Below are 11382 nucleotides of genomic sequence, written 5' to 3' on the forward strand. Positions count from 1 at the left end.
TCGTTTTTTGCGACGGATCGCAGCAGCGACAAAAGATTCGCGCCATTAACGCAAGTTAGCATAAGCCAACCGGCGGGCGTGTAGGGGTCGGCGATGCAGCGGGGCATCGCCCCGGCACGTGGGAGGGTCGTTTCTTGCTTTCTGTGATTTACGTCAGCGTGGCTGACCCCGGCCTGGCGCCCGGCGATATCACCGCGATGGTGGGCGGGGCGCAGGCGAACAATGCCCGCGACGCGCTGACCGGCGCGTTGATATACAACGGCCAGAACTTCATGCAGCTGCTCGAAGGACCGGTACCGAAGGTCGAGGCCTGCCTCGCGCGGATTCGCGCCGACCTGCGCCACAATGGCATGATCGAGATCCGCCGCCGCCGGATCGAGGAGCGCGAGTTCGCCGACTTTTCGATGCTGTACAGTCCCTTGTTCCGCAACCACGACCAGGATCTGGCTCGGCTGGCGGCGCGCGGCGTGCTCGACCCGCAGGATGAGCGGCTGATGGCGAACTTCCTTGCGCTCGGCCGGCGCAGCGGGGCGGGGTGATCGCACCCGGTCGGGATGCGCCGCCCGCGCCGCCCGTGCGCCATATGGGTTTGCATCGGTCACCGAACGGGGTAAGCCGGGACAAGATGATGTTATTCTTCAAGGCAATGCCCAAGCGTCGGGAACGACGCGCCGGATGATCAGCGACACCGCCCAGCCGCTCGACGACGCGACCTTCAAGCGTGAACTCGCCGCGATGCTCCCGCATCTTCGCGCCTTCGGCCGCAGCCTGTGCGGCAACGCCGACCTCGCCGACGACCTGGTGCAGGAAACGATGCTGAAGGCATGGAAGGCGCGCGCGCAATATATTCCCGGGCCGTCGAGCATGAAGAGCTGGGCCTTCGTCATCCTGCGCAACTGTTTCCTGTCGCAGATGCGGCGCAAGAAATTCACCGCCGACTATGACGAACTCGCCGCCGAGCGGCTGCTCGTCGCGCCCGACGACCAGGACGACAGCCTGCATCTCGCCGACGTCCAGCGCGGGTTGCTGATGCTGCCGGTCGACCAGCGCGAGGCGCTGGTGCTGATCGGCGCGGGACAATTATCCTATGAGGAAGCGGCAGCGATCTGCGAGTGCGCGGTGGGGACGATGAAGAGCCGCGTGTCGCGCGCCCGCACCGCGCTGCAGGAGATATTGGAGGGTGGGCAGATGCCGCTGCGCAGCGCCGACACCACGGCGGCGAGCGACGCCTTTCGCGATATTATGGACGGCGTCGACAAATTGACCAGCGAGGGACCGAGCGCGGGGTAAGGATTTCCCCCCTCGCGGGAGAGGAGAAGCGGCGTCCGTGCTTAAATCGCCAGTTGCGGGGTGAACAACAGGCTCTGGCTGATCGCGGCGCGCACCGTATTCTCGCGAAACGGCTTCGAGATCAGGAAGGTCGGCTCGACGCGGTTGCCGGTGAGCAGCCGTTCGGGGAAGGCGGTGATGAAGATCACCGGCACCGGCGCCAGAGCCAATATGTCCTGCACTGCGTCGATCCCCGACGATCCGTCGGCGAGCTGGATATCGGCGAGCACAAGCCCGGCGTCGGTCGCCTCGAACGCCGCGACGGCGTCGTCGTGGGTGGTCGCGATGCCGGCGACCTCGTGACCGAGGGCACGGACGATCGCTTCGAGCTCCATCGCGATCAGCGGTTCGTCCTCGATGATCAGCACCGAGGTGCGCGATTCGCGGTCGAGGTCGCCGACCGCTTCGGCGAGCAGGCTTTCGACGGTCGGTCCGTCGGTGCCGGTGATGATCGCCGCTTCCTCGGTCGAAAAGCCTTCGAGCGCGGTGAGCAGCAATATCTGGCGGCCGAGCGGGGTGATGCGCGCGAGGCGGCGGTTGGCGGCGCGGACGATGGGGTCTTCCGCATCGTCGCTCCCCTCGCCATCGTCGATGAAGGCGCTTTCCCAAATGCGGTGAAAGGTGCGGTAGAGGTCGATGCGGATGCCGTTTTCGGACCGGAACTCGTCGGGAGCGGCGACGATGACTTCGAGCATCGTATGGACGAAATTGTCGCCATGCTGCTGGGTACCGGTCAGCGCGCGCGCGTAGCGGCGCAGAAACGGCAGATGGCCGCGAATTTCATCACCCAGGCTCATGCAAAGACCTCCCACTCAATGACGTCATACGCCGCGCCGCGCGATCGGGTTCCGATTGCTGTGCTAAATCTGCGCAACTTGTTGGCGCGCAATGCGTAAGACACCGCGGGACGCTATCAGGCTGCGGCGCGAAGGGGCGGATTTCCGCCTTTCTTCGATCCGGGTGGCCACCATGCTTTTTTGAGGACCGGTTTCATGGCACAGCGACCCCAGGGCACGGCGCGATGACGCCAGGGGACGACAGGGGGGCAAATTTGGCGGACGGTGAGGACAGGGACCTCGCGCACGATGAAAGTCGGCGGCTGCGGACGCTGCGCGAATATCGCATCCTGGACACGGCGCCCGAACCGGCATTCGACCGGGTGACCAAACTCGTCGCCGACCTGTTCGACGCGCCGATCGTGCTCGTGTCGCTGATCGACGACTGCCGCCAATGGTTCAAATCGGCCTTCGGCCTCGACGTGCCTGAAACGCCGCGCGACATCAGCTTCTGTCAGTTCGTCGTCGCCGAGGGCCGGCCGGTGGTGGTCACCGACGCCTCGACCGATCCGCGCTTTCGCGACAATCCGCTGGTCACCGGGGCGCCTGACATCCGATTCTATGCCGGGGTGCCGCTCTACGCCTATAACGGGGCCATACTCGGAACGCTGTGCATCATCGACCGCAAGCCGCGCTCGGCGCTGACGCCCAAGGAGCTCGAACGGCTCGCGGATTTCGCCTCGATCATCATGGCCGAGGCCGATCTGCGGCGGATCGGCATGGAGCGCGACGCCGCGCGCCACATGCTCGAGCGCGCGCTCGATTTTTCGGGGGTCGCGACCTGGCAGCTCGACCCGCGCACCGATGTTTTGCAATGGCACGGTGCGGTCGCGGAATTGTGGGGCGCCGATCATGACACGGCGCTCGCCACCGCCGCGCTGGCCTTCGAGCGCATCCACCCCGAAGATCATGCGCTGGTGCACGCGGTGCTCGACGATTCGATCGCGAACGGCACCCCCTATTCGGTCGAGCATCGCATCCTGCACCCCGAACACGGCATTCGCTGGCTGTCGATCCGCGGCGACTGGGACGTGCGGTCGAACGACGCGATGCTGACGGGGGTCAGCATCGATATCACCGAACAGCGCAACCGGCGCGACAACGACACGATCTTGATGCGCGAGTTGCACCACCGGATGCGCAATCTGTTCGCGACCGTCGGCGCGATCATTTCGCTGACCCGCCATGCCGCCGTCGATGTCGACGATTATGTCGAGCGGATCAGCAGCCGGCTCGATGCGCTCAACCGCGCACAGAATGTCCTGCTCGGCGCCAATTTCCTGACCGGGTCGATGCACGCGCTGCTGCGCGAGGTCGAGGCGGCCTTTCCGCGCATTACCTGGTCGGGCCCCGACCTCGAGCTGCCCGAAAATGCGGTGGTCGCGATGGCGCTGTTGTTCAACGAACTGGCGACCAATGCGGTCAAGCACGGCGCGCTCGCCAGCGAGACCGGGAGTGTCGACGTCGCCTGGTCGCAGGATGCCGAGGGCGACGCCGACCGGCAGTTCCGCCTGATCTGGACCGAGAGCGGCGGCACGCCGATCGCCGGTCCGCCGCAGCGGACCAGCTTTGGCACCTTGTTGATGGAGCGCAGTGTGCGTAATAACCTTGGTGGGACGATCGAGCGACGCTGGGAACCCGGCGGCCTGGTCTGTACCATCACATTGCCCGCGCGGTGGCGCGAAGCTTAACGATCGAGGCGGGGGCTTTATGACGTTGGAAGCGCTGGTGGCGCGCTTGCAGTTTTACAGTGACCTCGGCGCGCACGAGCGCGAGCAGATGCTCGCGCTCGGCGGCAAGGTGCGCAGCTTTGCCGCGAACAGCGAGATCGTGACCGCCGGCCAGCCGATGGACGCGGTGCTGGTGATGCGCGAAGGCTGGGCAGCGCGCTACAAGGAGCTCGAGGACGGTCGGCGCCAGATCCTCAACATCCTGCTCCCCGGCGACATCTTCGACCTGCAGGTGCTGGTAGCGGCCGAGGCCGACCACAGCGTGCTCGCGATCACCCAGGGATCGGCCTATGCGATCGCGCCGCAAGCGGTGCGCGACCTGATGTCGGGGTCGGGTGCTCTGACCATGGCCTTCTGGTGGACGCAGGTGCAAGAGGAAGCGTTCCTGCGCGAACAGATCGTCCGCAACGGGCGCCAGAGCGCGCAGGAGCGGATCGGCCATCTGCTGCTCGAACTCCATCGCCGCGCGCAGATCGTCAAGCTGGCGGGCGACGATACGCTGCGCCTGCCGATGACCCAGACGCAGATCGCCGACACGTTGGGGCTGACCCCGATCCACACCAACCGCGTGCTGCGGCGGCTGGTACGCGAGGGCTATATCGAGATGAGCCGGCAGTGGATCCGCTTCCTCGATCCCGATGCGCTGGCGGCGATGTGCGATTTCGACCCGAGCTATTTTCACCTCGACGCGTTCCGGATGCGGCTGGGGCGGGGGTGACCGGTGCTTAGCGGCGATCCGTCGCGACGCGGCGCTCGTCGATCCACTCGCGGATCGTGAACCAGGAATAATAGAGCATTGCGAGCATCAGCGCGGTGAAGACCAGATACATGGCGATGGTGAAGACAAAGCCGAAGGGATAGTCGGCCCACGACACCGTCCAATCGCGCGCCGATGAGATCTCGATAATCCCTCGATCTAACCCTGTGACCAGCTCATAGATGAAGACGCCAAGCCCTAGGAGACCCAACGGCGCGCAGGCGACAGCCCGGATCATTTCGTTGCGTGTCGGCGGTGCATCGAAATCGATATCGCCATCGATTGGATCGCGATTGCCGAAATAGGTCGATGTCCAGCTGACGATCAACACGAACAGCACCAGCGATAGATCCGGGGTTCGTCCGGTGATCAGGCTCCAGAACGCCATGAACCCCATCAGCAGCAACGGGACCAGAATATATCGTCTCACCTTCGACGCCAAAGCCCCTGCTCCGCCCGAAAAATTGTCGTTGCGGGCATCATGCCGCAGGCGGGGCAAACCGACAAGCACGGCCTGCCGATCATCCTTAACCCAAGTTTGTTCCTTCTTTGTTCCATATGCTATGCCGGTCCGCATGAGCCGCAAGACGATTCTCCAGAAGCTCGCGCTACTCGCGGACGCCGCCAAATATGACGCGTCCTGCGCGTCGTCGGGGACGGTGAAGCGCGACTCGACGGCTACCAAAGGCATCGGGTCGACCGAGGGCATGGGCATCTGTCACAGCTATGCCCCCGACGGGCGCTGCATCTCGCTGCTGAAAATCCTGCTCACCAATTTCTGCGTTTACGACTGCCGCTTCTGCATCAACCGCGCGTCGAGCAATGTCGAGCGCGCGCGGTTTTCGCCGCAAGAGGTCGTCACGCTGACCCTCGATTTCTACAAGCGCAATTATATCGAGGGGCTGTTCCTCTCCTCGGGCATTATCCGTTCCGAAGATTATACGATGGAGCAACTGGTCGAGGTGGCGCGCATATTGCGCGAGGAGCATCGCTTTCAGGGCTATATCCATTTGAAGACGATCGCGGGTGCCGATCCTGCGCTGGTGGCGCTCGCCGGGCTTTACGCCGACCGCCTCTCGACCAATGTCGAGCTGCCGACCGAGGCGGGGCTGGAAAGCTTCGCGCCCGAGAAGAAGCCCGCGACGATCCGCAAGACGATGGCGTCGGTGCGCGTCGGTGCCGACGATGCGATGGAGGCAGCGAAGGGCCGGTTGATTGGCAAGGCGAAGCCGCCGCGCTTCGCGCCGGCGGGGCAATCGACGCAGATGATCGTCGGCGCCGACGCGGCGCGCGACGACGATATCCTCGCGGCGGCGGACAATCTCTATTCGGGCTATCACCTGCGCCGCGTCTATTATTCGGCGTACAGCCCGATCCCCGACGCGAGCAGCGCGCTGCCGCCGGTGCGCCCGCCCTTGATGCGCGAGCATCGGCTGTATCAGGCCGACTGGCTGCTGCGATTCTATGGTTTTGCGCGCAGCGAGATCATGGAGGGGGCGAGCGAGGGCATGCTCGACCTGAGCATCGATCCGAAGCTTGCCTGGGCGCTGATGCGGCGTGAGATTTTCCCCGTCGATATCAACCGCGCGCCGCGCGAATTGCTGCTGCGCGTGCCGGGGCTGGGGACGCGCGCGGTCGAGCGCATCGTCGCCGTGCGGCGTACCGGCGCGCTGCGGCTCGGCGATCTGGCGAAGCTGACGTCGTCGGTGAAGAAGCTCTTGCCTTTCATCGTCACGCTCGACTGGCGGCCGGGGAAGCTCACCGACAGCGCCGATTTGCGCGCGCGTTTCGCGCCGCCCGCGGAGCAGCTGGCGCTAGCGCTGTGAGGGAGGCGGTGCTGCGGACCCCCGGCGATTTCGCCGAATGGCGCGCGGTGGCCCGCGGGTTGCTGGCGGGCGGCATCGCGCCTGAGGATGTGAACTGGCGCGGCGCGAAGGAGGGGGCTTCGCTGTTCGGTGGTGACGAGGTGCACGCATCGGCGGGTACGGTGTCGCTGCCGCGCGAACTGCTCGAAATGGCCGACCGGGTGATCTGTCACCGCGACCCGCAAGTCCCGGCGCGGCTGTATCGCCTCGTCTGGCGCACGGCGCGCGAGCGACAATTGCTGGCGCGGACGACCGACGCCGATGTTGATTGGCTCCGCAAGACCGACAAGGCGATCCGCCGCGACATTCACAAGATGCACGCCTTTGTACGTTTCCGGCGGCTCGGCGAGGAAGGCGGTCGCGAAAGCTTCGCCGCATGGTTCGAGCCCGATCATCGCATCCTGCGGCTGACCGCACCCTTCTTTCAGCGCCGCTTCACCGGGATGGATTGGGCGATCGTTACCCCCGACGCGCGCGCGATCTGGCAGGCTGAGATACTGCGCTATGGCGATGGCGGGACGAAGGACGAGGTGCCGGGCAGCGACGTCGTCGAGGATCAGTGGCGCACTTATTATGGCGCGATCTTCAACCCGGCGCGCGTCAAGATCGCCGCGATGCGCGCCGAGATGCCGAAGAAATATTGGCACAATCTGCCCGAGGCGCAGGATATCGCGTCCTTGCTTGCCGGGGCCGGGGCGCGGGTGGAACGGATGCGTGAGACCGCCGTTTCGCTAGCAAACCCGCAAACCGACAAATGGCGAACCCGCGTGATCGACGACTTGGCCCTGACCGACGATATCGATACGCTCGCCGACCTCGCGCGCGCCATCGGCGGCTGCACACGCTGCCCGCTTCATTGCAACGCGACGCAGGCGGTGACGGGCGAGGGTCCCGGCGCGGCGCGGATCATGCTCGTCGGCGAACAGCCGGGCGATCGCGAGGACCTCGAAGGGCGGCCTTTCGTCGGCCCGGCGGGGCAATTGCTGAACGAGGTACTTGAAGAGGCGGGGCTCGACCGCACGTCGGTTTTCCTCACCAACGCGGTCAAGCATTTCAAGTTCGAACCGCGCGGCAAACGCCGGCTGCACCAGAATCCGACGACGGGCGAGATCGACATCTGCCGCTGGTGGCTCGACAAGGAGCGCGCGCTGGTGCAGCCCGACCTGATCGTCACCTTGGGTGGCAGCGCGCTGCGCGGGGTGACGGGGAAGAGTGCGAGCATCACATCGATGCGCGGCACGGTGCACGAACTGGCAGGGGGCACGAAATTGATCGCGACGATCCACCCCTCCTTCTTGCTGCGCCTGCCCGACCACGATCGCGCGGCCGAGGAGCGGACGGCGTTCGTGGCCGATCTGGCCCGGGCGCGAAAGCTCGCTGCCTGATGGCGAAGGCCAGGACCTGGATCGAGCCGCACCCGAGCGGCATCTACGTCAAGCCCGCCGATGTGTGGATCGACCCGTCGCGTCCGGTCGAACGCGCCGCGGTCACCCACGGCCACGCCGACCATGCGCGCAGCGGCCACGCTTCGGTCTATGCGACCCCCGAGACGCTGGCGATCATGGCGCTGCGCTATGGCGTCGATGTCGAGGCGAGCCACAATGCGGCTTTTCCCTACGGCGACGGATTCGAGCGCGGCGGGGTGCGCTTCAGCTTTCATCCGGCGGGGCATGTGCTGGGCAGTGCGCAAATCCTGATGGAATATGCCGGCGAGCGCATCGTCGTCACCGGTGACTACAAGCGCCGCGCCGATCCAACTTGCGCGCCGTTCGAGGTGGTGCCGTGCGACATCTTCGTCACCGAGGCGACCTTCGGCCTGCCGGTGTTCCGCCATCCGCCGACGACCGACGAGATCGCCAAGCTGATCGGCGCGGTGCGTGCCGAGCCTGATCGCTCGGTACTCGTCGGTGCTTATGCCCTCGGCAAGGCGCAGCGGGTGATTGCCGAACTGCGCGGCGCGGGCTGGGACGCGCCGATCTATATCCACGGCGCGCTCGAAAAGATGTGCCAGCTTTATGCGATGCACGGTGTCGATCTTGGGGAACTGCGGCTGGTCAGCGAAACCGACAAGACCGAAATGGCGGGACAGATCATCGTCGCGCCGCCGTCGGCGCTCAACGACCGCTGGTCGCGGCGATTGCCCGATCCGGTCACCGCGATGGCGTCGGGCTGGATGCGGGTGCGCCAGCGCGCGCGGCAGCGGATGGTCGAACTGCCGCTGGTGATTTCGGACCATGCCGACTGGGACGAACTGACGACGACGATCGCGGAGGTAAACCCCCGCGAGACGTGGATCACCCATGGCAGCGAGGACGGGCTGCTGCGCTGGTGCGAGCTGCATCAGCGGAAAGCGCGCGCGCTGCATCTGGTGGGCCGTGATCTGGAGGAGGAGGGGTGAAGCGCTTCGCGGCGCTGATCGACCGGTTGATCTACACCCGCTCGCGCAACAGCAAGCTGGCGCTGATCGCCGATTATCTGAAACACACCGCCGACCCCGATCGCGGCTGGGCAATCGCCGCGCTGACCGAGAGCCTTGATTTTCCGGCGGTGAAGTCGGCGATGGTGCGGACATTGCTGGCGACGCGGGTCGACGAGGAATTGTTCCGGTTGTCGCGGCATTTCGTCGGCGATACCGCGGAGACGGCGGCGTTGCTGTGGCCCGATGCGCCGGGGGTGGAGGGTGATCTCAGCGTGTCGCAAGTGGTCGATGCGCTCGCGGGCGCCAGCCGCAGCGATGCGCCCGCCGTCGTCGCATCGCTGCTCGACCGGCTCGACGCTGACGGACGCTATGCGCTGCTCAAGCTGGCGCTCGGCGGCATGCGCGTCGGGGTGTCGGCGCGGCTCGCGAAACAGGCGTTCGCTTTGGCGTTCGATGTGCCGGTCGATGACGTCGAGGAACTGTGGCACGCGATCCCGCCACCCTATGCACCGCTCTTCGCCTGGGGCGAAGGCCGCGCCGAGCGGCCCGATCTCGCCGACGTCGCCTTTTTCCGCCCCTTCATGCTCGCGCATCCGCTAGAGGAAGAAAGTGTCGATCTCGCCGACTATGCCGCCGAGTGGAAATGGGACGGCATTCGCGTCCAGATCGTCCATGGCGGCGGCGAGACGCGCATCTACAGCCGCGGCGGCGAGGAGATCAGCGCCGCCTTTCCCGAACTGGTCGCGGCGTTCGACCAGGATGCGGTGATCGACGGCGAATTGCTCGTGCGGGGTGATGCGCAGGGGGGTGAGGCGGCAAGCTTCAATGCGTTGCAGCAACGGCTCGGACGCAAGACGGTGTCGAAAAAGATGCTCGCCGATTATCCGGCCTTCGTGCGCGTCTACGACCTGCTCGCGGTCGATGGCACCGATTTGCGCGCCCTGCCGTGGACCGAGCGGCGGCGGCAACTCGAGGCCTTTGTGCCGCGACTCGCCGACAGCCATTTCGACCTGTCGCAGGTCATTGACGCCGCCGACTTCGACGACCTTGCCGAGCGCCGCGCCGGCGCGCGCGATGCGGCGATCGAGGGGGTGATGCTCAAGCGCCGCGACGCGCCCTATGTCGCGGGGCGCCGCGCCGGGCTGTGGTACAAATGGAAACGCGACCCGCTCACCGCCGATTGCGTGATGATGTACGCGCAGCGCGGCAACGGCCGCCGCGCGAGCTTCTATTCGGATTACACCTTCGGCTGCTGGTCCGACGCGGGCGAATTGCTGCCGGTCGGCAAGGCCTATTCGGGCTTCACCGACGAGGAGCTGAAATGGCTCGACAAGTTCGTGCGCGATCACACGCTGAACCGCTTCGGCCCGGTGCGCGAGGTCGAAAAGTCGCTGGTGCTCGAGGTGGCGTTCGATTCGATCCACGTGTCGAAGCGCCACAAGTCGGGGCTGGCGATGCGTTTCCCGCGGATATCGCGGATCCGGCGCGACAAGCCGGCGGAGGAGGCGGACCGGGTGGCGACATTGCTGGCGATGGCGACCTGATTCACATCGTCATTGCGAGGAGCCGGAGGCGACGCGGCAATCCAGAGCGTGCGTAAACCCGCTCTGGATTGCTTCGCTTCGCTCGCAATGACGAGGTTTTGGGCGCCAAGGTTCTGAAAATTTGCCCCTCAAACCTTGCAACCGCGGCGCGCTATCCCGAGTTAAGGGGCCCATACTCCCCGATAAAAAAGGAAGACTGCCATGACGATCGCTCTCACCGTCCTGCCCTATGCCGAGGACGCGCTCGCGCCGCATATTTCAGCCGAAACGCTGCAGACGCACCATGGCAAGCATCACAAGACCTATGTCGACAAGCTCAACGCCGCGATCGAGGGCACCGAACTCGCCGACAAGAGCCTCGAGGAAATCATCCACCATGCCGAAGGGTCGGGCAACAAGGGCATGTTCAACAACGCCGCCCAGTCGTGGAACCACGGTTTCTACTGGAACAGCCTGACCCCGAATGCGACCGCGCCCGAGGGCGACCTCGCCGCCGCGATCGACCGCGATTTCGGGTCGCTCGACGATCTGAAGAAGAAGCTCAAGGAAACCGCGATCAACCATTTCGCGTCGGGCTGGGCGTGGCTCGTCTCGCGCGACGGCACGCTGTCGGTCACCGACACCCACGACGCGGGCACCGAACTGACCGCGGGCATCAAGCCGCTGCTCGTCGTCGATGTATGGGAACATGCCTATTATATCGATCGCAAGAATGTCCGCCCCGACTATGTCAATGCGACCGTCGACAATCTGCTGAACTGGGATTTCGCGGCGGAGAATTTCGCACGCGAAGGCACTTGGACCTATCCCTGATCCGATCGGGCGGGCGGCGCATGCCGTCCGCCCATCCCCCCTTTCCCAAATGACGCCAAGCGGCTAGGTCCGGGCCGCCGCGCGGCGCG

At 65.5% G+C, this 11382-nt stretch carries 11 protein-coding genes; 9 read left to right on the top strand and 2 right to left on the bottom strand.

Translation table 11 applies throughout. The features are described 5' to 3' along the window. Positions 1 to 143: 143 nt before the first annotated feature. Entirely contained in the window at positions 144 to 539 is a 396-nt protein-coding gene (locus AC07U1_RS10145; protein ID WP_262408246.1) for a BLUF domain-containing protein, read from the top strand. Between the two features lie 136 nt (positions 540 to 675). Beyond that, on the top strand, positions 676 to 1290 hold the full coding sequence (locus AC07U1_RS10150; protein WP_495176606.1) for a sigma-70 family RNA polymerase sigma factor: 615 nt from the start codon (positions 676 to 678) through the stop codon (positions 1288 to 1290). Between the two features lie 41 nt (positions 1291 to 1331). On the opposite strand, the gene AC07U1_RS10155 is transcribed toward AC07U1_RS10150, so the two are convergent. Beyond that, on the bottom strand, positions 1332 to 2126 hold the full coding sequence (locus AC07U1_RS10155) for a response regulator (protein ID WP_056346249.1): 795 nt from the start codon (positions 2124 to 2126) through the stop codon (positions 1332 to 1334). 254 nt (positions 2127 to 2380) lie between these two features. On the opposite strand from AC07U1_RS10155, the gene AC07U1_RS10160 reads away from it, so the two are divergent. Together AC07U1_RS10160 and AC07U1_RS10165 are read left to right on the top strand one after the other, a co-directional pair. Next, on the top strand, positions 2381 to 3856 hold the full coding sequence (locus tag AC07U1_RS10160) for a GAF domain-containing protein (protein WP_262407950.1): 1476 nt from the start codon (positions 2381 to 2383) through the stop codon (positions 3854 to 3856). Positions 3857 to 3875: 19 nt separating this feature from the next. Beyond that, complete coding sequence (locus tag AC07U1_RS10165) at positions 3876 to 4613, top strand: Crp/Fnr family transcriptional regulator (protein WP_187140931.1); 738 nt, start codon at positions 3876 to 3878, stop codon at positions 4611 to 4613. 7 nt (positions 4614 to 4620) lie between these two features. Here the strand turns inward: AC07U1_RS10165 and AC07U1_RS10170 are convergent, their stop codons facing one another. After that, positions 4621 to 5229, bottom strand: a complete 609-nt coding sequence (locus AC07U1_RS10170; protein ID WP_495197691.1) for a hypothetical protein — start codon at positions 5227 to 5229, stop codon at positions 4621 to 4623. Between AC07U1_RS10170 and AC07U1_RS10175 the strand changes: the two genes are divergently transcribed. The 5 genes from AC07U1_RS10175 to AC07U1_RS10195 all read left to right on the top strand — a co-directional run bounded on the left by AC07U1_RS10175 (position 5228) and on the right by AC07U1_RS10195 (position 11293). Next, positions 5228 to 6478, top strand: coding sequence for a putative DNA modification/repair radical SAM protein (locus AC07U1_RS10175; protein WP_495176604.1), 1251 nt, complete (start codon positions 5228 to 5230; stop codon positions 6476 to 6478). The genes AC07U1_RS10170 and AC07U1_RS10175 overlap by 2 nt on opposite strands. Before the next feature lie 8 nt (positions 6479 to 6486). Beyond that, positions 6487 to 7902, top strand: coding sequence for a UdgX family uracil-DNA binding protein (locus AC07U1_RS10180; protein ID WP_495176603.1), 1416 nt, complete (start codon positions 6487 to 6489; stop codon positions 7900 to 7902). Next, positions 7902 to 8915, top strand: coding sequence for a ligase-associated DNA damage response exonuclease (locus AC07U1_RS10185; protein ID WP_187140927.1), 1014 nt, complete (start codon positions 7902 to 7904; stop codon positions 8913 to 8915). Before AC07U1_RS10180 ends, AC07U1_RS10185 begins: the two co-directional genes overlap by 1 nt. Then, positions 8912 to 10480 carry a cisplatin damage response ATP-dependent DNA ligase gene (locus tag AC07U1_RS10190; RefSeq protein ID WP_056346260.1) on the top strand — a complete coding sequence of 523 codons (1569 nt, stop codon included), beginning with the start codon at positions 8912 to 8914 and terminating at the stop codon, positions 10478 to 10480. The genes AC07U1_RS10185 and AC07U1_RS10190 overlap by 4 nt, the downstream gene beginning before the upstream one ends. Positions 10481 to 10681: 201 nt before the next feature. Continuing rightward, complete coding sequence (locus AC07U1_RS10195) at positions 10682 to 11293, top strand: superoxide dismutase (RefSeq protein ID WP_056346262.1); 612 nt, start codon at positions 10682 to 10684, stop codon at positions 11291 to 11293. Positions 11294 to 11382: the final 89 nt, after the last annotated feature.

The organism is Sphingopyxis sp. GW821-FHT02C12, from assembly GCF_059421785.1.

Coding starts and splice junctions, on each gene's coding strand:
- AC07U1_RS10150 (WP_495176606.1), top strand. CDS start 676: ATGATCAGCGACACCGCCCAGCCGCTCGACGACGCGACCTTCAAGCGT.
- AC07U1_RS10155 (WP_056346249.1), bottom strand. CDS start 2,126: ATGAGCCTGGGTGATGAAATTCGCGGCCATCTGCCGTTTCTGCGCCGC.
- AC07U1_RS10165 (WP_187140931.1), top strand. CDS start 3,876: ATGACGTTGGAAGCGCTGGTGGCGCGCTTGCAGTTTTACAGTGACCTC.
- AC07U1_RS10175 (WP_495176604.1), top strand. CDS start 5,228: ATGAGCCGCAAGACGATTCTCCAGAAGCTCGCGCTACTCGCGGACGCC.
- AC07U1_RS10170 (WP_495197691.1), bottom strand. CDS start 5,229: ATGCGGACCGGCATAGCATATGGAACAAAGAAGGAACAAACTTGGGTT.
- AC07U1_RS10185 (WP_187140927.1), top strand. CDS start 7,902: ATGGCGAAGGCCAGGACCTGGATCGAGCCGCACCCGAGCGGCATCTAC.
- AC07U1_RS10195 (WP_056346262.1), top strand. CDS start 10,682: ATGACGATCGCTCTCACCGTCCTGCCCTATGCCGAGGACGCGCTCGCG.